At 38.8% G+C, this 21,102-nt stretch carries 21 protein-coding genes and 1 riboswitch (1 of these 22 cut by a window edge); of the genes, 6 read left to right on the top strand and 15 right to left on the bottom strand.

Annotated elements, in window-relative coordinates; translation table 11 throughout:
* Nucleotides 1-111: riboswitch (FMN riboswitch) on the bottom strand (it extends 137 nt beyond the left edge of the window).
* Between the two features lie 217 nt (nucleotides 112-328).
* The 5 genes from HMPREF2802_RS01120 to HMPREF2802_RS01100 form a co-directional block, all read right to left on the bottom strand.
* Nucleotides 329-2,101, bottom strand: a complete 1,773-nt coding sequence (locus tag HMPREF2802_RS01120) for an ATP-binding protein (RefSeq protein WP_070502610.1) — start codon at nucleotides 2,099-2,101, stop codon at nucleotides 329-331.
* On the bottom strand, nucleotides 2,085-2,810 hold the full coding sequence (locus HMPREF2802_RS01115) for a response regulator (protein ID WP_070502487.1): 726 nt from the start codon (nucleotides 2,808-2,810) through the stop codon (nucleotides 2,085-2,087). The genes HMPREF2802_RS01120 and HMPREF2802_RS01115 overlap by 17 nt, the downstream gene beginning before the upstream one ends.
* A gap of 160 nt (nucleotides 2,811-2,970) precedes the next feature.
* Nucleotides 2,971-3,711, bottom strand: a complete 741-nt coding sequence (locus HMPREF2802_RS01110) for a pseudouridine synthase (protein ID WP_002473160.1) — start codon at nucleotides 3,709-3,711, stop codon at nucleotides 2,971-2,973.
* Nucleotides 3,704-4,252: an SMC-Scp complex subunit ScpB gene (gene scpB, locus HMPREF2802_RS01105; RefSeq protein ID WP_049405205.1), complete on the bottom strand. Its 549-nt coding sequence runs from the start codon at nucleotides 4,250-4,252 to the stop codon at nucleotides 3,704-3,706. Before scpB ends, HMPREF2802_RS01110 begins: the two co-directional genes overlap by 8 nt.
* Nucleotides 4,233-4,970: a segregation and condensation protein A gene (locus HMPREF2802_RS01100; RefSeq protein WP_070502486.1), complete on the bottom strand. Its 738-nt coding sequence runs from the start codon at nucleotides 4,968-4,970 to the stop codon at nucleotides 4,233-4,235. Before HMPREF2802_RS01100 ends, scpB begins: the two co-directional genes overlap by 20 nt.
* Before the next feature lie 93 nt (nucleotides 4,971-5,063).
* Between HMPREF2802_RS01100 and HMPREF2802_RS01095 the strand changes: the two genes are divergently transcribed.
* Entirely contained in the window at nucleotides 5,064-5,594 is a 531-nt protein-coding gene (locus HMPREF2802_RS01095; protein ID WP_070502485.1) for a DUF309 domain-containing protein, read from the top strand.
* Between the two features lie 171 nt (nucleotides 5,595-5,765).
* On the opposite strand, the gene xerD is transcribed toward HMPREF2802_RS01095, so the two are convergent.
* From xerD to HMPREF2802_RS01080, 3 genes are all read right to left on the bottom strand, one after another.
* Complete coding sequence (xerD, locus tag HMPREF2802_RS01090; protein WP_049405210.1) at nucleotides 5,766-6,653, bottom strand: site-specific tyrosine recombinase XerD; 888 nt, start codon at nucleotides 6,651-6,653, stop codon at nucleotides 5,766-5,768.
* A 21-nt stretch (nucleotides 6,654-6,674) separates the two neighbouring features.
* Nucleotides 6,675-7,121 carry a ferric iron uptake transcriptional regulator gene (locus HMPREF2802_RS01085; RefSeq protein ID WP_002473178.1) on the bottom strand — a complete coding sequence of 149 codons (447 nt, stop codon included), beginning with the start codon at nucleotides 7,119-7,121 and terminating at the stop codon, nucleotides 6,675-6,677.
* Between the two features lie 112 nt (nucleotides 7,122-7,233).
* Nucleotides 7,234-7,776, bottom strand: coding sequence for an NUDIX hydrolase (locus HMPREF2802_RS01080; RefSeq protein ID WP_070502484.1), 543 nt, complete (start codon nucleotides 7,774-7,776; stop codon nucleotides 7,234-7,236).
* A gap of 263 nt (nucleotides 7,777-8,039) precedes the next feature.
* Between HMPREF2802_RS01080 and HMPREF2802_RS01075 the strand changes: the two genes are divergently transcribed.
* Nucleotides 8,040-8,954 (top strand): aldo/keto reductase, encoded by a 915-nt coding sequence (locus HMPREF2802_RS01075; protein ID WP_070502483.1) that lies wholly within the window; start codon nucleotides 8,040-8,042, stop codon nucleotides 8,952-8,954.
* Nucleotides 8,955-9,157: 203 nt separating this feature from the next.
* Here the strand turns inward: HMPREF2802_RS01075 and HMPREF2802_RS01070 are convergent, their stop codons facing one another.
* Nucleotides 9,158-9,928 carry an SDR family NAD(P)-dependent oxidoreductase gene (locus HMPREF2802_RS01070; protein WP_070502482.1) on the bottom strand — a complete coding sequence of 257 codons (771 nt, stop codon included), beginning with the start codon at nucleotides 9,926-9,928 and terminating at the stop codon, nucleotides 9,158-9,160.
* 225 nt (nucleotides 9,929-10,153) lie between these two features.
* Here HMPREF2802_RS01070 and proC point away from each other — a divergent pair, with 225 nt between their 5' ends.
* Nucleotides 10,154-10,984 carry a pyrroline-5-carboxylate reductase gene (gene proC / locus HMPREF2802_RS01065; protein ID WP_070502481.1) on the top strand — a complete coding sequence of 277 codons (831 nt, stop codon included), beginning with the start codon at nucleotides 10,154-10,156 and terminating at the stop codon, nucleotides 10,982-10,984.
* 162 nt (nucleotides 10,985-11,146) lie between these two features.
* On the opposite strand, the gene rnz is transcribed toward proC, so the two are convergent.
* Complete coding sequence (gene rnz / locus HMPREF2802_RS01060) at nucleotides 11,147-12,067, bottom strand: ribonuclease Z (protein WP_070502480.1); 921 nt, start codon at nucleotides 12,065-12,067, stop codon at nucleotides 11,147-11,149.
* A 147-nt stretch (nucleotides 12,068-12,214) separates the two neighbouring features.
* On the opposite strand from rnz, the gene zwf reads away from it, so the two are divergent.
* Nucleotides 12,215-13,699, top strand: a complete 1,485-nt coding sequence (gene zwf, locus HMPREF2802_RS01055; RefSeq protein ID WP_040807091.1) for a glucose-6-phosphate dehydrogenase — start codon at nucleotides 12,215-12,217, stop codon at nucleotides 13,697-13,699.
* 311 nt (nucleotides 13,700-14,010) lie between these two features.
* Nucleotides 14,011-14,880, top strand: coding sequence for an AraC family transcriptional regulator (locus tag HMPREF2802_RS01050; protein ID WP_002473184.1), 870 nt, complete (start codon nucleotides 14,011-14,013; stop codon nucleotides 14,878-14,880).
* Between the two features lie 260 nt (nucleotides 14,881-15,140).
* Here HMPREF2802_RS01050 and gndA read toward each other — a convergent pair whose 3' ends face one another.
* The gene (gene gndA, locus HMPREF2802_RS01045) at nucleotides 15,141-16,550 is read right to left on the bottom strand and encodes an NADP-dependent phosphogluconate dehydrogenase (protein WP_070502479.1); all 1,410 of its coding nucleotides are present in this window, start codon (nucleotides 16,548-16,550) and stop codon (nucleotides 15,141-15,143) included.
* 74 nt (nucleotides 16,551-16,624) lie between these two features.
* Complete coding sequence (locus HMPREF2802_RS01040; RefSeq protein WP_070502478.1) at nucleotides 16,625-17,749, bottom strand: M20/M25/M40 family metallo-hydrolase; 1,125 nt, start codon at nucleotides 17,747-17,749, stop codon at nucleotides 16,625-16,627.
* Between the two features lie 266 nt (nucleotides 17,750-18,015).
* Here HMPREF2802_RS01040 and prli42 point away from each other — a divergent pair, with 266 nt between their 5' ends.
* The gene (gene prli42, locus HMPREF2802_RS12085; protein WP_151457907.1) at nucleotides 18,016-18,114 is read left to right on the top strand and encodes a stressosome-associated protein Prli42; all 99 of its coding nucleotides are present in this window, start codon (nucleotides 18,016-18,018) and stop codon (nucleotides 18,112-18,114) included.
* A gap of 146 nt (nucleotides 18,115-18,260) precedes the next feature.
* Here the strand turns inward: prli42 and HMPREF2802_RS01035 are convergent, their stop codons facing one another.
* The 3 genes from HMPREF2802_RS01035 to HMPREF2802_RS01025 all read right to left on the bottom strand — a co-directional run bounded on the left by HMPREF2802_RS01035 (nucleotide 18,261) and on the right by HMPREF2802_RS01025 (nucleotide 21,096).
* The gene (locus tag HMPREF2802_RS01035) at nucleotides 18,261-19,256 is read right to left on the bottom strand and encodes an aromatic acid exporter family protein (RefSeq protein WP_070502477.1); all 996 of its coding nucleotides are present in this window, start codon (nucleotides 19,254-19,256) and stop codon (nucleotides 18,261-18,263) included.
* Nucleotides 19,257-19,268: 12 nt separating this feature from the next.
* Entirely contained in the window at nucleotides 19,269-19,706 is a 438-nt protein-coding gene (brxB, locus tag HMPREF2802_RS01030; RefSeq protein ID WP_049405228.1) for a bacilliredoxin BrxB, read from the bottom strand.
* Nucleotides 19,707-19,782: 76 nt separating this feature from the next.
* On the bottom strand, nucleotides 19,783-21,096 hold the full coding sequence (locus tag HMPREF2802_RS01025; RefSeq protein WP_070502476.1) for a dihydrolipoamide acetyltransferase family protein: 1,314 nt from the start codon (nucleotides 21,094-21,096) through the stop codon (nucleotides 19,783-19,785).
* Nucleotides 21,097-21,102: the final 6 nt, after the last annotated feature.

Raw genomic sequence — 21,102 nt, 5'->3', positions numbered from 1 at the left:
GTCGGCTCTAGATTCTCACTAGATCAGCCATAGCAAAAAGTGTATTTCGCTATGGGTCGCAGGCTTACATTTACTGCCGGTTGGGAATTGCACCCTACCCCGAAGATGAATTACGTAATATTTTCACTTATATCATAGCTCAATACTCTGATAAAAACAATGACAAAGTATTAGCGATGAAATTGAATACTAACATAGCCGTTTCGACCTAAATGATGTGGCGCTTCAAGAGGTCACTAATATTGTTATATTAGAAAAGCCATTCTATCTTTGTCGATCATTGACACTGATAGAATGGCTTGTTTCATATAAACTTTATTAAAGCAACTTAGGTATCGCTGTGTTTTGGCTTAGGTAATTTAATGATAAATGTTGTACCTTCGCCTAATTCACTTTCAACGTCGATTTGACCACCATGTTCTTCTATAATCATTCGACAGATAAAGAGACCGAGGCCTGTGCCTTGCTTTCCTCTCTTACGCGCTGCATCCACTTTGTAGAAACGTTCAAATACTTGTTCTAAATGTTCAGGTGCAATACCTGATCCTGTATCCGTGATGTACAAGATATCCTCATTTTCACTCTCATCGACCTGAATAGTAATTGAATCATGAGGTTCTGTATAACGTGCTGCATTATCAATGAGATTAGTTAATACTTGCTCGATGCGATCAGAATCATAACTCCATAGACGTCCGTCCGTATCTGGGTTGAGATTCAAATTCAATTGCAAGTCCGTTGCTTGTTGTTTGTACTTCTGTTGAATCTTACTTAACAGAGTATCAATGGGATGTAATTCTTTCTCAACTGACAAGCCCTCCGCATCCATGCGTGCGACGTTAAGTAATTCGTTGACGAGTCGATTTAAGCGTTTAGTCTCATCAAGCACGATAGACAGGGAGTCTTTAATTTCATCAGGTTCTGTCACAATGCCATCTACAATCGATTCTGTATAACCTTGTAGTAAAGAAATCGGTGTACGTAATTCGTGGGAGACATTGGCTATGAAATCTTTCTTCATTTGATCTACATTATGCTCATTAGTCATGTCACGAATAATGGCAACCGCCCCACTTCGTCCATCAGGTTGAATTTGATCGATATAACTCATTATGATGACATAATAACGCGTGTTGATTTCGTACTCCTCGAATTGAGTTTGTTGTTCTTCTAACGTCCGTTGATACTGGTCGACCAGTTGACTAATCGTAACGTCATCTAACGTCTTAAGGATGTGCTCGGCCATTGAGTTAGAGATAATAATTTCCTTGTTGTCATTAAAACCAAGCACACCCTCAACCATCGAGTTAAGCAAGCTATCTCGAATGTTCTTTGAAGACGAAATAGCTTCAATATGTTGTTGAATCTCTGAACTCATCGTATTGAAGGCGCGTGAGAGTTCGCCAATCTCATCTTTCGTATGAATCGGTAAGGTTTGCGTATATTCACCTCGAGAAACTTTCAGAGCTTGTGTTTTAAGTTGACGTAAAGGTTTCGTAATTCGAGATGATAGGAAGAATGCAAAGACGGTTGTTATAGCTAGGAAGATGACTGCAATGGCTAAGATGATCACAGCAATAACATTTGTCGTTTGTTCAATACTCTTCAAATCTTGATAGATGAACACGCCACTATATTGATCTTGATTATCTTGTTTAGACGAAAGATGTTTCGTCGGATAACCGATGAGCACATAAGTACGCGGCTTACCATCAACTTTAATCGTGACATGTTCTGAAATATGCTTACCTTGGCTAAAGACTTTCTTATAATCTTTATTCCGTTTGATAGCGTTGAGCATCTTCACTTTCGATTGATCTTCACGTTCTTTCGCCACAGCTTGTTCATCTTTCATGATGATGAGGCCAACGGGACCTTCTATAAGAGAACGACTGTGTTCAATCGCTGTCTTCTTATCATCGGTATGTTCTACGAGGTGACTAATGCGTTCAGCATTATCTTTCAAGTGTTCTTCCGTATCTTGGGTAAAATACGATTGGATAAACGTAATTAATGCGACACTGAGTAAAATTAAAACTGTCGTTACTATAAGAATTATAGTTAACCACAGTTTTATTACGACATTATTGAGTCGGTTCATCATGTTCTGATACCTCAAATTTGTAACCGACACCCCATACCGTTTGAATCATACTTGCTGCATCTTCTGAGACGCGATTTAATTTCTCACGCAAACGTTTCACATGCGTATCTACTGTGCGTAAGTCGCCGTAGAATTCATAGTGCCATACTTCTTTCAATAACTGCTCGCGATCGAACACTTTGTTAGGCGTCTTCGCTAAGAAGATGAGTAGTTCATATTCTTTCGGAGTCAAGTTGACTTCTTTATCATCGGCTAAGACACGATGCGCATCATTATCGACGGTTAAATGAGTGAATTCTATGATATCACGGGCATGCGGTTCGCTTTGCTCCGTGTGATTGACTTGTGTACGACGCAAGAGTGCTTTGACACGTAACACAACTTCTCGTGGGGAGAATGGTTTCACAATATAATCATCAGCACCAGATTCAAAGCCTTCAACACGATTTGTTTCTTCGCCTTTCGCTGTGAGCATGATGATTGGTGTATCTTTGTGTTCACGTAATTTGGAAGCTACAGTAATACCATCCATTTCTGGCAACATGAGATCTAATAAGATGCAATCATAATCGTGTCCCATGGCCATTTGGTATGCTTCATTACCATCTTTAGCTTCTTGTATTTCAAAAGATTCTCTTTCTAAGTACAATCTAAGTAGTCGTCTAATTCTATCTTCATCGTCAACTACAAGAATTTCGTTTGGCATTTGTCTACCTCCCACACTTCTGCATTTCTCTACACTTCTATTATAGCATAGGATTTGAGTTAAAAGTATTCAATAACTATTTCATTTCAATTTACAAATGAATTATATATAAAGAGTATATAAGTAGAGCCGATATTCATCCTCTCTAACTTAACCCATTTTAATATTTACCATGTTCAGCGAGATGGCGTAACGTCTTAACTTCATGTGGCGTCATCACGCGTCCTTCACCAGCATTGAGCCCTTTAAGCGTTAATGGACCTACTTGAATGCGTTGCAATTTATTTACCTTATAGCCTAAATGTTCAAACATTCGACGGACTTGACGATTGCGTCCTTCGTGTATAGTGATTTCTACTAATGTCGTTTCTTTCTGTTTGTCTTGTCGTTTAATCTTCACTTGAGCAGGTTGCGTCCATCCATCATCAAGTTGAATTCCTTTTTCAAGCGCTTTAACCTCTTCACGCATAAGATAGCCGTTGAGTTTCGCTACATATTTTTTAGGAATCTTGTAGCTTGGGTGTGTAATTAAATTAGTAAAATCACCATCGTTCGTGAGAATAAGTAATCCAGACGTATCATAGTCTAAGCGACCTACAGGATAAATACGTGTCTCAATATCTTTAAAGTAATCTGTTACAACTGTACGTCCACGGTCATCAGAGACGCTCGTAATAACTTGCGTAGGCTTATAGAATAGAATGTAGAGTTTATCTTCTTGTTCAATCTTTACTCCCTCTACTTCGACCATATCAGAGGCTTTCACTTTCGTTCCTAATTCTGTGACAGTTTCACCATTCACTTTAACTTTACCATCTGCGATAAGAGTTTCTGCTTTGCGACGTGAAGTATAACCACTATTAGCAATGCGTTTCTGTAAACGTTCTGTAGCTTTATTCATCTTTATCTCCTTTTTGGTTTACAAGATTACTGAAGAAGGCTTCGATTTCTTCGTCTTCCTCTTCAGTTGTAGGTAATTCATCTAAATGTTTGATTCCAAAGACGTTTAAGAATAGATCTGTTGTATAAAGTTGCTGACTACGAGAGTTAGGTTCTGATTTCGCTTCGACGAGTCCCCGTGCAATCAACGTCTTTACTGCGCCATCGCTATTAATACCACGAATCATTTCGATATCGCTACGTGTCAAAGGTTGATTGTAAGCGATAATGGAGAGTGCTTCCATAGCTGCCTGTGAAAGCTTCATTTGCGATTCTTGCTCAACTAATTGTTCAATATATTGCGCAGCCTCTTTCGGTGTCGTTAAGACATAGGTATCCCCGTATTGTTGTATGGTCAGTCCACGTGCTTCATAGCTATCGACGAGTTGCGATAGCGACTCAGGAGTGAGCTCCAAGATTTGCGTCAGTTGTTTCTGACTCAATCCCTCATCTCCAGCTGCGTAGAGTAATGCTTCGAGTATGTTAATTGGCTTCAAGACGATAGTTCACTCCTCTACAAATATTGATATCTTCAAAGCTGCGCGTTTGTTCGATATTCACCCATCCCGTCTTAGACATTTCCAGTATTGCTAAGAAATGCGTAACCACCATTTCGATAGGTTCATTAAAGGTAAAAAGACTAAAGAAATTAAATGAGTCTTCCTTGACAAGACGATCATTCACCTTTGCTGTTGCTTGTTGAATCGTAAAGGTTTCTTTATGTATATTCACGGACTTTGGTTTTTGATAATCGACACGGTTTTTAACTTTCTGATAAGCCATAATCAATTCAGTTAAATCAATCGTTTGGCTCTCGTCCCATTGTTCATTCGATTCTAGGTGGCTAAGATCAGTAGGATGCTTAGAGTATAGTAACGCGCGTTCTGCTTTTTTATCATTTAAAATCTCAGTATACTCTTTATAATTCTGATATTCGATTAAGCGACCAACGAGTTCTTCACGAGGGTCGTCTTCCATATCGTCTTCCTCATCATGTTGAGGCAATAATAATTTACTTTTAATCATCAACAGTTCCGAAGCCATCACTAAATACTCACTGGCAACGTTGATTTCAAGCTGATTCATCGCATGGATATACTGCATATACTGTTCCGTTAAAGATTTCATAGGAATATCATATATATCGATTTCAAATTTTTGGATGAGATGCAGCAATAAATCAAGGGGCCCGTTGAATGCATCTAACTTTACCTCATACATAGTATTCTCCTCATCGCTAGCAACTTATGTGCGTATTTCACTCAAATATTATAGCATGATATCAAAGACATTTAAATTTGGAGCGTGTTGAAGTTGCATCAAGCACTCATTTCTTTTTACTATCATTTTCATCATCAACAACATTATTTCTTGTGTCACGATATACTTGAGGAGGTTTGGAAAGCTCAATCTCAATATAGTAAAAATGACGCGGTCGTGAGCTTAATTCTGTTTGCAACTGCTTGTTATCACTATCGACGTGATAATCGCGTGGGTGCCGATAAGTCTTTTAGTAAGGCTTTAAAAGTAATTGAACCTTTCGATGATCATGACGACAGATTAGGATTGGATCTGCGTTCTTATAAGAAAGTGATTCAAGAAGAACGCACTCGTCTCGAACAAGGCGAGCCATTTGAACCCATTCAATTACCACTTACGACTAAGATGGAAGATGAAATTATCCACGTTTATCCAGAATATCAATTTTCAGCAGAAGTGATTACGAACCCATATATTCTTCATCATCACACAGAGCGAGATCGTACTGAAGTCGTTCGAGCACGACAACGCGCATTACAAGAAAGACAACAAGCTCGAGTGAAACGCCCATATTCTAATAAGTAAGTAGGAAGTAATTCGATGAGACTTGAACGCACAATGCCAATGACTCAGCTGTGAGACATTAATATAGTCAGTTAGTGAACTATAAAAAAGAGTACGAAAGTGAGAGTTGACGAATATCTCTGTCTGCACTTTCGTACTCTTTAAATCAATAATCTTAGGCTACTTCGTTTACTATGCACGTGGATGGAATTGATTATAAATTTTTCGAATCTGTGATTTCGATACGTGGGTATAGAGTTGTGTTGTAGAAATATCTGCGTGTCCTAGCATTTCTTGAACTGCACGTAAATCAGCACCATTTTCCAGCAAATGTGTTGCAAATGAGTGGCGCAACGTATGAGGTGTGAGCGTTTTAAAAATTTCAGCTTTCACACCGTTTTGTTTAATCATCTTCCAAATTGCTTGGCGTGATAAGGGTTTACCATGCAAATTTAAGAATAGATTATCTGTGACCGTCTTCTTCAAGAGTTGCGGTCGGACAGTCTCAATATACGTTTCAAGAATGTCAATAATCGTTTCACCGAGTGGCACGATACGTTCTTTATTCCCCTTACCAAATACACGCACGAATCCCATAATGAGATTCACATCTTCTACTTTCAAATTAATGAGCTCTGTCACGCGCATCCCTGTTGCATAGAGCAATTCAAGCATAGCGCGATCACGATAGCCATTATTTTTAGACATATCAGGCGTTTCAAGTAAACGGATGACCTCATCGACTTCAAGTACATCAGGTAAGCGTCGTTCGTACTTCGGCGTTTCTATTAATACGGTTGGGTCTTTGGCTGCATATTTCTCTCTAAGCGCAAACTGATGAAAGCTCCGTATCGTAGAAATAAAGCGGGCAATCGACTTCGCAGATGCCCCCTTATCATGTAAATCACCCAGACAAACTTGAATGGTTTGACGATCGATGAAATCAATGTGACTGATCTTCTCTTCTTCCAGATAGTCTTGATATTTCTTCAAATCACGTCGATACGCGCCAATCGTATTCTCACTTAATCCCTTTTCAAGTTGAATAAATTTCAGGTATTCTTCGATAATTTCGTCCATTACAATACCTCAAATCTTGTATTATTTACCTTTCGCTTGGCACTCAGCACACACGCCATGAAAAGTGAGGCGGTGGTCAGAAATTCTGAAGTTAAAGTCTCTTTCAACTTTCTCCTCTACTTGAGGTAGTAAATCTTCTTCAATCTCCTCAACCTTTCCACATTCCATACAAACTAAATGGTGATGGAAGTGTTTCGCACCTTCTTTACGCAAGTCGAAACGTGCTACGCCATCTCCAAAGTTAATCTTATCTACGACTTTCAATTCGGCTAATAATTCTAAAGTACGGTAAACCGTTGCTAAGCCGATTTCAGGCGCACGATCTTTCACCTTTAAATAGACATCTTCAGCACTGAGATGATCTTTTTCATTTTCAATTAATACTCTTAATGTAGCCTCACGTTGAGGAGTTAGTTTATAAGATGATTGTTGTAGTTGTTGCTTCACGCGATTTAAACGTTCTTCCACGGAAGGGTCACTCCTCTATCATTATTAATAAATCTCAACACATACTACGCGTGTTGATTCACCATATATAAAATACCAGTAATTGATAATATTTTCAAGTTGGTAACATTATTTATTTAGAATGATTATAATTAAGGAGTAAGTGTTGAAGACCGATAATCGTTTTCGCATCTTCAAATCCCCCATTTTGAAGCATTTCACGAATTTTATCGATTGAGAATGTGTGTAACTCTAGAAATTCATCTTCATCTGGATGCATGTCGCCCTCTTCTACTTGATCAGTAAAGTAAATCGTTAAGCGTTCGTTTGAGAATCCAGGTGAACCGTACATATCAGTGACCCATTCTAAAGATTGTGCTTGATAGCCCGTTTCTTCAGCTAATTCACGTTTAGCAGCTTCTTCGCGGTCTTCATCTTTTTCAAGTTTACCAGCAGGTAGTTCGAGTAATGGCTTCTCAGCAGGCTTGCGGAACTGTTTGACTAATACGACTTCATTATTAGGTGTGACTGCACATACAGCTACTGCACCGTTGTGAAAGACAAGTTCACGCTTAGATGTGTCGCCATTCATCAGTTCTACATCATGTACCTCTACATCGATAATCTGCCCTTGATAAATCTTTTCGCGATGCGTTGTTTTTTCATTAAATTCCATGATGATTTTCCTCCTTTAAGTATCTTTAGTCGATTGTTATGGTCCCATTATAGACATTTTTAATCCAATTTGAGAACTAATGTCTATCCTGAAAGCTATTTTAAACTACAAATCTGAAACACACGCTTATACAATGTATTGATATTAAGGTAAAATGGGTAAATGATAATGTAGCGTTGCTATAAACACATTATGACTGGAAGCGAGCAAGTGAGATGTGCTCATATCGCTCGTGGAACGATGAGAAAGGAGCAAGTGTAGATATGCAAAAGCGCACTTTAAAAAGCGGTATCGAACTTTCAGAATTAGGACTCGGTTGCATGAGTCTAGGAACTGACTATCAGCACGCAGAAGGCATCATCGAACGTGCATTAGATAATGGTATTACTTACTTTGATACTGCAGATGTTTACGATAAAGGTGTTAATGAGGAAATTGTGGGTAAAGCACTTAAAAAATATCAAAATCGTGATGATATCGTTATCGGTACAAAAGTCGGTAACCACCGTCAAGCAGATGGTTCAACGTTCTGGGATCCTTCTAAAGACTATATTAAATCAGAAGTCAAAGAATCATTGCGTCGCCTAGGTCTAGATCATTTAGATTTATATCAACTTCACGGAGGTACAATCGATGATCCGTTAGATGAAACGATTAGTGCTTTCGACGAATTGAAGCAAGAAGGCATTATCCGTGCTTATGGTATTTCTTCAATTCGCCCTAACGTAATCGACTATTACCTTAAACATAGTGATATTGAAACGTTAATGTCTCAATTTAATCTTATCGATAACCGACCTGAGTCATTAATGGAAGATGTGAACCAGAAAGATGTAAAAGTGCTTGCACGTGGACCTGTATTCAAAGGTTTACTTACTTCAAATAGCAATCAAGCACTCGATGATAAGTTTGCAGAAGGTATCTTTGACTATAGCTATCAAGAACTTGGCGAAACGATTGCTTCTATTAAAGAAGTTGAAAGCAATTTAACTGCGTTGACTTTCAATTATTTACTAAATCAAAAACCGATGGGCTCTATCATCGTAGGTGCAAGCAGTCCTGAACAAGTGGATGAAAACGTGAAGAACTTTGAACGTGCCAAAGAAATTAGTCGCGACATGGTCAAAGCAGCACGTAACCGCGTTAAGGACGAAGAATATACAAATCATTTACGTTAATAGTAATCATTAATCTTGGTAGTCATCCATGTGAGAATAAAACGACGAAATCAACATAGATTTCTGATTTAATATTTCATTAATATGAAAATAACAACTTCTGTGTGTGTTTATTATTCAATTACGCAGTAGCTGACTGAACTTGAGATAGCTGGCGCTTTCTCAAATTCTAGTCATCGTTGCGGGGGCAAGACTACGAAATCCTAGATTTCTGTCTTGCTCCCTTTGTTTTTAAACAATGGACCAGCTATTTTTTCGATGAATCGTGGAGCTAAGTTGTATAATTTTAACAGTAAGCGCATCCATCTTGGTCGGTTAATTTCATTTTTTCTTAAATGCATGCCTATGATGATTTCTTGTGTTAATATTTCTGGTTCAATCATGAGCTTATGAAATTGTTCTTGATAAAGTCCGGAGGGATCTGCTTTTTGATGAAAAGGTGTTCGTATCGGACCTGTGTTGACCGTCATAACGTGATAGTTAGGATATTCAAGACGTAGCGCATTCATTAATTGGTAGAAAGCAATTTTACTCGCGCCATAGTGTGCTGCATAGGCTTGTGTAGCGAAACCTGCTTGACTACCAATGCCTACGATAGATGCATTGTTTTTAAGAAAAGGCTGAAGTGTTTGGAATAATAAATTGAAATGCACCACATTAACTTGGTAAGTCTCAAGCATCTCTTCAGTGGAATGAGCATCAATTCCTTTAAAATACCCTACCCCAGAACAGTAGATCAAACCGTCCAACGTCATATGGTTGAGATGAGAAGCTACTGCTTTAATTGAGTCGGAATCTAACATGTCGCATGGAACGATTTGAAGTTGATTATCTTGCTGCTCTAAGTTGAGTGAGTGCATCTTCTCAATATTGCGTACTAAGGCGATGACTTTATGCCCATCATGTAATAATTGTTTCACGAGTGTTAGACCGAGTCCGCTCGTCGCCCCAGTTATAATATATGTTTGTTGCATGGTTACACCCCTTTTCCCGTTTAATCTTATATCCTTTATCATAACTTATTAAAGCCTGAAAACTAAAATAATTATTGTGTAGAAATAGCGATTGAAGCCTATCCTCCATAAGATAGCTCATGATTCAACTTATCTTATCTCAGATTAAGTAAACGTTTCCACTAGCTTAATATAATATCTGTGTTACTATAGAAACATATTGTAAGGAGGTAGTGATACAACGTTATGAAATTAGTATTCTATGGTGCTGGAAATATGGCACACGCAATTTTTACTGGAATCGTGAATTCCAATGTAGTGAAATCTGAGAATATTTATTTGACGAACCGTTCAAATGAAGACGCTTTAAAGAAACATGCAGATGAACTTGGCGTTCAATATAGTTATGACGACGAAGCTTTATTGAAAGATGCGGACTATGTCTTCCTAGGTACGAAACCGTATGACTTTGATAATCTTGCAGATCGTATTAGACCTCATATTAATGAGGATAATCGTTTCATTTCTATCATGGCAGGACTACCTATTTCATACATTCAAGAACAACTTGGAACGTCTAATCCAATTGCTCGCATCATGCCTAATACCAATGCGCATGTCGGTCATTCAGTAACAGGCATTAGCTTCTCAAATAACTTTGGACCGAAATCTAAAGAGGAAGTTCATGAGTTAATCAATGCCTTTGGTTCTGTTATCGAAGTGCCAGAAGATCAGTTACATCAAGTAACAGCGATTACTGGAAGCGGTCCAGCTTTCCTATATCACGTCTTTGAACAATACGTGACAGCGGGTACACGTCTTGGTCTTGAGAAATCTCAAGTTGAAGAGTCAATTCGTAACCTTATCATCGGAACAAGTAAGATGATTGAACGTTCTGAATTAGGTATGGATCAATTGCGTAAAAATATTACGTCTAAAGGTGGTACAACACAAGCTGGTTTAGATGCTTTATCTCAATACGATATCGAAAGTATTTTTGAAGATTGCTTGAAAGCTGCTGTGGATCGTAGTGTTGAGCTAGCTTCACAAGATGACGATGATGATGACGACGATTAAAGTTATCACTAACTAACAGTATTATATATAATAAAACTCCCTTCATTAGATGTTGATTTGACACCTATTGAAGGGAGTTTAGTTGTTGAGATAATATTTGTATTGAAAGTAAGTTGTTGCATTATGAGAAAGCATTTTACTCACTTAAATTAACTGCGAAGTTTAAAACGAATAGCTATCGAAGTCTTGGACAATATCGAAATGAAGCTCAGGATATTGCAAGTGCAATTGACTTTCAAGCTCTGTGACATCATCTAAATTATAACGATTGCTGATATGAGTGATTAAACCGTGTTTGACCTGCGCATTGGCCATTAATTGAAAGACGTCAGCTACGTGTGAATGATGATAGTTATTCGCGAGTGTACGGTCCCCTTCTAAATAGGTTCCCTCGTGTACCATCACATCTGCATGATGCGCAAGTGTCGTTTCGTTGGCACATGGCTTTGTATCACCAAAGATAGCAACGATGGGGCCTCGTTTCGCCGGTCCTTTAAAATCTTTAGAATCGTATAGCTGCCCTGCGTGTTCAAACGTTTCTTCTGATTTCACTTGTTGGTACTTGGGTCCGGGTTCTAAACCAATTCGTTTGAGCGCTTCAACATCGATGGTTCCTGGAGTCGATGGGGCTTCGATACGGTAACCAAATGAAATGATTCCGTGGTTAAGTATTTGTGCTGTAACTTCGAAGCCGTGGTGTTGATAGGATAACTCATTGTCTATCTCGATAAATGTCAGTGGATAATTCAATTTGGAGGCCGATAACGCTAATGCGGTCTCAACGAATGATTTAATCCCCTTTGGTCCGATGATAGTGAGCGGTTTGCCCTCACCGCCTTGGAAAGAGCGACTCGTCAAGAGACCTGGCAAGCCAAAGATATGATCACCGTGCATATGTGTGATAAAAATATGATCTACTTTACCTAATTTAATTGCATGATGTAGAATCTGATGTTGTGTTCCTTCTCCTACATCAAATAGCCAAATATGATTGCTATATGGTTCTAAATTAAGGGCCATCGCTTGGGTATTACGTTCTTTCGTAGGTAGACCAGCGCTAGTCCCGAAGAATGTGATTTCCATGCACATGTGCCTCCTTTTCGACAACATTTTATCACAAAGTGAAATAGAATAAATAGTTAGAACTCAACAATTAAGCAAAAAGGTATGTACAAATTTAGCTATTGTTTTATAATGATTAAAGATTAAAAAAGAATTGAGGTTTTAATCTTGAGTACTAGCAATAAGAACATCCCATGTTTGATTACGATATTTGGTGCTACAGGTGACTTGAGTCATCGTAAACTCTTTCCGTCGCTCTTCCATCTTTATCAACAAGATAATTTGAACGAACAAATCGCAATTATTGGGATTGGTCGTCGTTCATTGACTAATGATGACTTTCGTGAACAAGTGAAAGCTTCAATTGAGCGTTATGTAACGAATACAGAACACCTCGAACATTTCATGGAACATGTCTTCTACCATGAACATGATGTGAATGACGAGGCAAGTTATGATAAATTGCTCGAGTTCAGCAATGACTTGAATGAGCGTTTCGAATTAGGTGGTAATCGGTTATTCTACTTAGCTATGGCACCGAAATTCTTCGGTATCATTTCTGACTATCTGAAATCTTCTGGTCTAACGCAGACAGATGGTTTCAAACGCTTAGTCATTGAGAAACCGTTCGGCAGTGACTTGGCTTCAGCTGAAGAGTTGAACAATCAAATCCGTCGTTCTTTTAAAGAAGAGGAAATTTACCGTATTGACCACTATTTAGGTAAAGATATGGTTCAGAATATCGAAGTATTGCGTTTTGCTAACGCGATGTTTGAACCGCTCTGGAACAATAAATATATTTCTAACATCCAAGTTACCTCTTCAGAAATTCTCGGTGTCGAAGATCGTGGTGGCTATTATGAATCAGCCGGCGCTTTAAAAGATATGGTGCAGAACCACATGCTGCAAATGGTAGCCTTATTAGCGATGGAACCACCGATTAGTCTTAAAAGTGAAGACATTCGAGCTGAAAAAGTGAAAGTACTTAAATCGTTGCGTAAATTAGAACCTGAAGAAGTTAGCCATAACTTCGTTCGAGGTCAATATGATGCAGGTACGATTAACGGTGTGGAAGTGCCTAAATATCGCGATGAAGATCGTGTAGCAGAAGATTCTGATACGCCTACTTTTGTAGCAGGTAAATTACGTATTGATAATTTCCGCTGGGCTGGCGTACCATTCTATATTCGTACAGGAAAACGTATGAAGAGTAAGACCATTCAGGTCGTCGTAGAGTTTAAAGAGGTTCCACTCAACCTGTATTATGAAACAGATAAAAAGTTAGATTCTAATTTACTCGTGATTAATATCCAACCGAATGAAGGTGTGTCACTACACCTCAATGCGAAGAAAAACGTGCAAGGTATTGAAACAGAACCTGTACAACTCTCATTCTCTATGAGTGCTCAAGATAAAATGAATACAGTCGACGCCTACGAGAACTTATTGTTCGACTGCCTCAAAGGCGATGCGACAAACTTTACACATTGGGAAGAATTGAAATCGACATGGAAATTTGTCGATGCAATTCAAGAAGAATGGACACAAACACCACCTGACTTCCCAGATTATGAAGCAGGTACCAATGGACCGCTTGAAAGTGAATTATTATTAAGTAGAGACGGTTTCCACTGGTGGGAAGATGTACAATAAACAATTGAATAAATATTGATATCAATTGAGAACCTGCAGAAGGATATGAGTGATTCTTCTGCAGGCTTTTTCATATTGTTAAAGGATGATACTTGTGACGCTAGTATCATCTTCCATTCCCCCACTACCATTATTACTTTTTATCTGAAAAAGGAATGTGTTAAAGTAAAACAGTATGCGAATCGCTGAAAATTATCAATTTCTAAAGAAATGTCGTTTCAAAGATGTTTCTTATAAGAAAATGATGTAGAATATAACTAATTGAGTTTATAGTGCTTGCTTACAAGCATAGATTTATAGGAGTGAAAGTATTGGACGTTATCAAGCAAATTCAACAAGCCATTATACATATCGAGGATCATTTGCTAGAATCATTTCAATTACAAGAATTAAGTGATTACGTTGGCCTTTCACCTTACCATCTCGATCAGTCCTTTAAAATGATAGTCGGTCAATCACCAAGCGAATACGCTAAAGCGCGCAGAATGACACTTGCGGCTAAAGATGTGATGGCCCACTCTGGTCGCGTGGTAGATGTTGCTAAGAAATATCATTACGCTTCTGCGAATGACTTTGCGAATGATTTCAGCGACTTTCACGGTATCTCTCCTATTCAAGTCAATACAAAAAAAGATGAATTGAAGATGCAACAGAGAGTTTACATTAAGTTATCTACAACAGAACGAGCGCCATATACTTATCGCCTCGAACGACAGAAAGATATTCCACTCGTAGGACATGCGCGTTTTATAGATGCTGAAGACATCGAGAACCCATTCAAAGTGCCAGATTTTATTGAAGATTTGTTGGTAGATGGATATATTAAAGATTTGCAGCGTTATAACGATATTGCGCCTCACGAGTTGTTTGTGATTAGTTGTCCTTTAGACAATGGTATGGAAATATTTGTGGGTGTGCCGAGTGAACGCTATCCAAGCCACCTAGAGAGCCGTTTCCTCCCAGAGCGTCAATATGCGAAGTTTAACCTTCAAGGCTCGATGGATTACGTAGTGAACGAAGCTTGGTACTATATTGAGACGAGTCTACAGATGACGTTGCCTTATGAGCGTAACAGTCTTTATGTAGAAGTTTATCCTTTTAATATTGATTTCAATGATGATTTAACTAAAATTCAATTATGGTTACCTGTTGATCAAGATGCATACAATGAAGAAGATTGATCATTGGATAACTATATATTATAAAAAGAACGTCAATTTCTATATTTCTAAGATTATTCTGGTCATCTTAGTTATAGAAATTGACGTTTTTTAGTGCACATTAAGTCGCGCTAGGATGATTCATGTCTATCACTTAAATGCGGAGCTACGACTTCCCAAGGTTCTAACGGTGAAATATCCATTTTAAATTCACAACACGCGTGCTCATCCTACAAAAAAGACAGTGAAACCAACCTGATTTCACTGCCCTGCTATCTTTCTTATTCGTCTACCCATTCAGTGTGGAAGACGCCGTCCATGTCCTTACGTGCATACGTATGTGCCCCGAAGTAGTCACGTTGCGCTTGAATCAAGTTCGCAGGTAAATCTTCTGAGCGGTAACTATCGTAGTAGTTAATGCTTGCAGAGAAGCCTGGCGTAGCAATACCATTTTGTACTGCTGTTCCAACCACTTCACGTAAAGCACCTTGGTAGTTTGTAACGATATCTTTGAAATAAGGATCTAATAAGAGGTTTTGTAAGTTTGCATCTTTATCATACGCATCTTTGATTTTTTGTAAAAATTGCGCACGAATAATACAACCTTCTCTCCAAATCATTGCAAGTTCACCTAATTGAAGGTTCCATTCATTTTCCATGCTTGCGCAACGCATTTGAGCGAAACCTTGCGCATAAGAACAAATTTTACTCATATATAAGGCTTTACGAATTTTTTCTAAAAAGGCTTCTTTATCTCCATTGAATGCGGCTTCTGGACCTTCTAATTGTTTAGAAGCATTTACGCGTTCTTCTTTAAGCGAAGAAATGAAACGTGCAAAGACAGATTCAGTGATAATCGTCAATGGAATACCCAGTTCAAGTGCATTGATTGATGTCCATTTACCAGTACCTTTCTGTCCAGCTGTGTCCATAATTTTTTCCACTAAAGGTTCGTTCGTTTCGTCATCAATTTTAGTAAAGATGTTACCTGTAATTTCAATAAGGTAGCTTGATAACTCGCCCATGTTCCACTCTTTAAATGTTTGAGAAATCGCTTCATGTGACATGCCGAGCAAGTCTTTCATCATCACATAACTTTCAGCGATGAGTTGCATGTCTGCGTACTCAATACCATTATGCACCATCTTCACATAATGACCTGCACCATTAGGACCAATGTAAGCAACACATGGTGCGCCATCGTCTGCTTTGGCAGAAATATCACTTAAGATATGTTTCACTTTCTCGTAAGCTTGTTGTTGACCACCAGGCATGAGTGATGGACCAGTTAGAGCGCCGATTTCGCCACCAGAAACGCCCATTCCGATAAAGTTAATACCGCTCGCTGCGAGATTGCGGTTACGGCGAATTGTGTTTTGATAATTTGTATTACCGCCATCGATTAAGATGTCATCGTCATCGAGTAGTGGGAGTAAACTATCGATTGTCGCATCTGTAGCGGGACCAGCTTTGACCATTAATAATATTTTACGTGGTTTTTCTAAAGATTGTACAAACTCTTCAATAGAGTACGTAGGATGGATTTGTTTACCTGCTGATTCTTTAACCATTTGTTCAGTCTTTTCAGGAGAACGGTTAAAGACAGATACACTATAGCCGCGAGATTCAATATTCCAAGCTAGGTTCTTACCCATTACGGCTAAGCCTACTACACCAATTTGTTGTGCCATGTTACTTACCTCTCTTATCTTAAAATATTCGATATAATTGTATCATACTACCGCTTATTCATCACTTAATGAATTTATTGACGGACGATCTTCACAATTTCTATCAACTGTGCAGTAAGCCGATTTAACTCCTCTATTGCGATACGTTCGGAGGTAGTATGAATATGTTCGTATCCTACACCTAGAATGACAGTTGGTATGCCAAAGCCATTGATGATATTACCATCTGAACCACCTCCAGCTATAACTGTCCGAGATTCAAAATTTATTGCTTCAGCACTCTGACGTGCGATTTGAGTGACTTCTGCATCTTCTGCGATCTTGAAGCCTGGATAGCTCGTGGTAATCGTAACATGAGCTGATGTGCCATGTTGCTCTGCCGTGGATTCAAACGTTTCTTTCATATGTTGAACTTGGGCTTCAACCTTAGCTGTATCATGAGAACGTGCTTCAGCATGAATTGTAACTTCATCCGCTACAATGTTCGTTGCTGAACCACCTTCAAAACGACCGATATTAGCTGTTGTCACATCGTCAATTTGACCTAATTTCATGCGACTAATTGCTTTAGCCGCGATGTTAATTGCACTGACACCTTTATTTGGCGTACTTGCATGAGCTGTGACACCGTAAACTTTCGCATCTACTTTAACCTGAGTTGGTGCACCTACAACCGTCGTGCCTACGGGTTGACTCGCATCGATAGCGAACCCATATTTGGCGTTTAACAGTTCTGGATTCAATGCACGTGCACCAAGTAAGCCTGATTCTTCGCCTACTGTAATGACGAACTGTATCTGACCGTGAGCGATGTCTTGCTCTTGCAACGTACGAATCAATTCAATAATTGCAGCGAGTCCAGCTTTATCGTCAGCACCAAGAATTGTCGTACCATCTGAGTAAATATACCCATCTTCTTTGACTTGAGGTTGAACTTGGCGTCCTGGGACGACTGTATCCATATGACTCGTGAAATAGATAGGGGTTATTGTTTCTTCACCTTGAGTTGAGGCTAAAGTACATATGAGATTATTGGCGCCAAGTCCCTCTTGTTGCCCTGCTTCATCTTCAACAACCTGAAGTCCTAGAGATTCAAATAAAGACTTTAAGAAAGGTTGAATCGTTGCTTCATGCCCTGTTTCAGAGTCGATTTGTACGAGTTCTAGAAATGTATCGAGTAAACGTTGTTCATTGATCATTGTCTTCGCTCCCCTTTTCCCTTAATACTTCTAGTATAGAATATTGAAGCATTGAAATGTGGTCAGAAGTATTATGACGATTGTTGAAATGCGCTACAATTTTTCCTTAGGTTAAAATGTTTTCGTAAAATAAGGCGAATAAGAAGCGCTGTGTGCATCAAATTTCTTACCCACTTGAATTTGAAAAACTGAAATTATTAAGAAACCAGCATTATAACGTGTTATAATAACGATATATAATATTAAATTGGGATGGAGGATCCACATTGAATAATAAAGTATTTCGAGTAGTTATCATCGTGATGCTCGTTGCAGTAGTACTCGCGTTGTTGCTAACAAGTCTCGTTCCACTTGTTGGTCGTTAATAATAATAAAGACGCCTTCCTAACTTGATCAGTTACTACATGAAGTTAGGAAGGCGTTTGTTGTATTCAGGATTTACGAATCTCTCTTTATTTAATTCATCGAATAAAGGGGTACCCATTTATTTTTACATTTTAACCTCTGCGCATTAACTTACTTCGCTGTGCATTTTTAAAGAACCAAAATGAGATTTAATATTCAAATACTCTTCTAGTTCGTAGAGGATTTGCATAATACTTGCACGCGTTTCAAGTTCTGCATGTGTCGACGGTAAAGACGCTTCTTGCACCTTGAGACGAATATCATACAAGGAGTGAAGACGCAATACAGTATAGTCGTTGCTATTGACATTCTCGCCAACTTCACTGAGCAAACCAGCAAGTTGTTCAATTGTTTCATCATGACCTTCAATATGCTGAACTAATCTATAAATACGAGTCAGTAAATCAAGTTGTTCTTCACGCATATCGAAGTAATGATAATAAGAGTTCTCATTACGAACGAAGTGATTTTTAACATCTCTAAAGGCTAAAGATTTCGCTTTCTTAATCGTCAACTTCAAGTGTTGGATATGTTCTTCTACAGCGTTTATCGAAGATTTTTTATCTTCAGCAAGTAGATAATGACCGAAAGTTGTAAAGATATGACGGAATTGACTCTCAACTTTCTTCTTATACTGATTTAAGTTGTGATCTAAACTTGGCATGATGAGGTTCATAATAAAAGCAATTCCGAGACCCACGCACAAGAGCAACACTTCGTTGATAAATAAATGAAGATCGATGGACTTAGCATTAAAGACGTGAAGAAGGATGACGCAACTTGTTATGACGCCCTCTTGGACATTTAACACAACTGTTAAAGGTATGAACAAGAGTACGATTAAACCGACGACGAGTGCGTGCTGACCTAAAATACTAAACGCCAGCATACCAATAAGCAATATGATCAGACAGGAAATGAATCTAGAAACGATAGCTTGCAATGAGTGCACTTTCGTGTGCTTAATGCACAAGACAACTAAAATGGCACTAGATGCAAAATTATCTAGACCAATAAGTTTGGCGATAATAATACCTAGTGCCATTCCGACAGCCGTCTTGATCGTTCTAAATCCAATGCGATATGGATTTAAACTTAACATAAGTGACGACCTCTATCTTTCTTCACAATATTCATCGAATAAATTCTGTAATTGCGTAATTACATCCATAATATCGTGACCTTCAATTTGATGACGTTCTAACATTGCTTTTGTTTCGCCATCTTTGACAAGTGCAAATGATGGACTTGATGGTGGATAACCTTCAAAGTAGTCACGAGCACGTTGCGTTGCTTCTTTGTCTTGACCTGCAAAGACACTGACTAAGCGGTCAGGTAACTTGTCAAAGTGAAGTGCATGTTGTGCAGCAGGTCTCGCAATACCGCCCGCACAGCCACATACTGAGTTTACCATTACAAGTGTCGTACCATCTTGTTGTAATACATTATCAACTTCTTCAGCAGTAGTGAGTTGCTCGTAACCAGCTTCTTCGATTTCGTTACGTGCTTGTTCAACTACATCGTTCATATATAGATCAAAGTTTAAATCCATGTTTTAATCAGCCTCCGTTGGAATACTTACGTTTATTCTACTAATTTCTGTCTCTAACATCAATATACCTGTTTGCTTAATAGATGCTTGTGTGTTCAATAGAATATTGTTCTACACGTTTTTTCACTGCTTGCATGAAACGTCCTGTAAGTAGTCCGTCTAGAATACGATGGTCAATTGAAATACAGAGATTGACCATGTGACGAATCGCAATCATATCATCGATGACGACAGGTTTTTTGACAATCGATTCGACTTGAAGGATCGCAGCCTGTGGATGATTAATAATACCCATTGAAGATACTGAGCCAAAGGTACCTGTGCTATTCACTGTGAAAGTACCGCCTCTCATATCTTCAGCTGTTAATTTCTGTTGACGCGCCTTAGTTGCGAGTTCGTTAACTTCACGTGCAATACCTTTAATCGATTTTTCATCTGCATGCTTAATCACTGGTACGTAAAGCTTATTCTCATCAGCCACTGCAATAGAGATGTTGATATCTTTATGCACCACGATTTCGTCACCTTGCCAACTGCTATTGAGCAGTGGATATTCTTTCAATGATTCTGCAACAGCTTTGATAAAGAACGCGAAGTATGTGAGGTTATAACCCTCTTTCTTTTTAAAATCAGCCTTATAGTGATTACGTGTATTGACTAATGATGTCGCATCAGCTTCGACCATCATCCAACCATGCGGAATTTCTGTCGCACTTCTAACCATGTTATTCGCAATCTGTTTACGCACGCCAGCAACTGGAATTGTTGAATCTCCGTCTTGTGGTGCAACAGTTTCTTGTGAAGATTGAGCTGGTGATGCTTGTGACTGTTGTGAAGGTTCAGAATGCACATTATTGTTACCGGTTTGAATCGCTTTCTCAATATCTTTCTTTGTCACGCGACCTTCAAATCCAGTACCTTCAACTTGTGATAAATCGATGTCATGTTCACTAGCTAAACGGAATACAACTGGAGAATAACGCCCATTATTCTTCGGTTGCGATGTCGCTTGAGATTGAGAAGTGGTTGCTTGAGACGCAGAAGATGAAGTCATAGAAGTTTGTTCTGATAGGTCTTCGCGATCTTGTGAAGAAGCGTCTGATGCTTCACTTTGCTCTTCTTCAGTCTCCGTTGAAGCGGAACTGGAAGCTTCTTCTCCTTCTACCTCTAAATGACAAATAACTGAACCTACTGAGACCGTTTCACCTTCTTCGACATCAATCGATTGGATGGTACCCGCGTGAGTCGACGGTACTTCGGCAGTTACCTTGTCAGTGATTACCTCACAGATGGGATCGTATTCTTCTACTGTATCGCCTACTGAGACGAGCCATTGTTCAATTGTGCCTTCATGAACACTTTCACCTAATTTCGGCATCTTAAGTTCCATAGGTCA

The organism is Staphylococcus sp. HMSC071G07 (assembly GCF_001811435.1).
GTDB lineage: Bacteria > Bacillota > Bacilli > Staphylococcales > Staphylococcaceae > Staphylococcus > Staphylococcus pettenkoferi.
This window is presented reverse-complemented; position numbering and strand designations above follow the sequence as displayed.

Bases quoted from the DNA above. Each gene is read 5' to 3' on its own strand.
- HMPREF2802_RS01025 (WP_070502476.1), bottom strand. From the start codon at position 21,096: ATGGAACTTAAGATGCCGAAATTAGGTGAAAGTGTTCATGAAGGCACA.
- HMPREF2802_RS01100 (WP_070502486.1), bottom strand. From the start codon at position 4,970: ATGTATGAGGTAAAGTTAGATGCATTCAACGGGCCCCTTGATTTATTG.
- HMPREF2802_RS01110 (WP_002473160.1), bottom strand. From the start codon at position 3,711: ATGAATAAAGCTACAGAACGTTTACAGAAACGCATTGCTAATAGTGGT.
- rnz (WP_070502480.1), bottom strand. From the start codon at position 12,067: ATGGAAATCACATTCTTCGGGACTAGCGCTGGTCTACCTACGAAAGAA.
- HMPREF2802_RS01040 (WP_070502478.1), bottom strand. From the start codon at position 17,749: ATGATCAATGAACAACGTTTACTCGATACATTTCTAGAACTCGTACAA.
- HMPREF2802_RS01120 (WP_070502610.1), bottom strand. From the start codon at position 2,101: ATGAACCGACTCAATAATGTCGTAATAAAACTGTGGTTAACTATAATT.
- proC (WP_070502481.1), top strand. From the start codon at position 10,154: ATGAAATTAGTATTCTATGGTGCTGGAAATATGGCACACGCAATTTTT.
- brxB (WP_049405228.1), bottom strand. From the start codon at position 19,706: ATGGATTTAAACTTTGATCTATATATGAACGATGTAGTTGAACAAGCA.
- HMPREF2802_RS01115 (WP_070502487.1), bottom strand. From the start codon at position 2,810: ATGCCAAACGAAATTCTTGTAGTTGACGATGAAGATAGAATTAGACGA.
- gndA (WP_070502479.1), bottom strand. From the start codon at position 16,550: ATGGCACAACAAATTGGTGTAGTAGGCTTAGCCGTAATGGGTAAGAAC.
- HMPREF2802_RS01035 (WP_070502477.1), bottom strand. From the start codon at position 19,256: ATGTTAAGTTTAAATCCATATCGCATTGGATTTAGAACGATCAAGACG.
- HMPREF2802_RS01075 (WP_070502483.1), top strand. From the start codon at position 8,040: ATGCAAAAGCGCACTTTAAAAAGCGGTATCGAACTTTCAGAATTAGGA.
- HMPREF2802_RS01080 (WP_070502484.1), bottom strand. From the start codon at position 7,776: ATGGAATTTAATGAAAAAACAACGCATCGCGAAAAGATTTATCAAGGG.
- xerD (WP_049405210.1), bottom strand. From the start codon at position 6,653: ATGGACGAAATTATCGAAGAATACCTGAAATTTATTCAACTTGAAAAG.
- HMPREF2802_RS01070 (WP_070502482.1), bottom strand. From the start codon at position 9,928: ATGCAACAAACATATATTATAACTGGGGCGACGAGCGGACTCGGTCTA.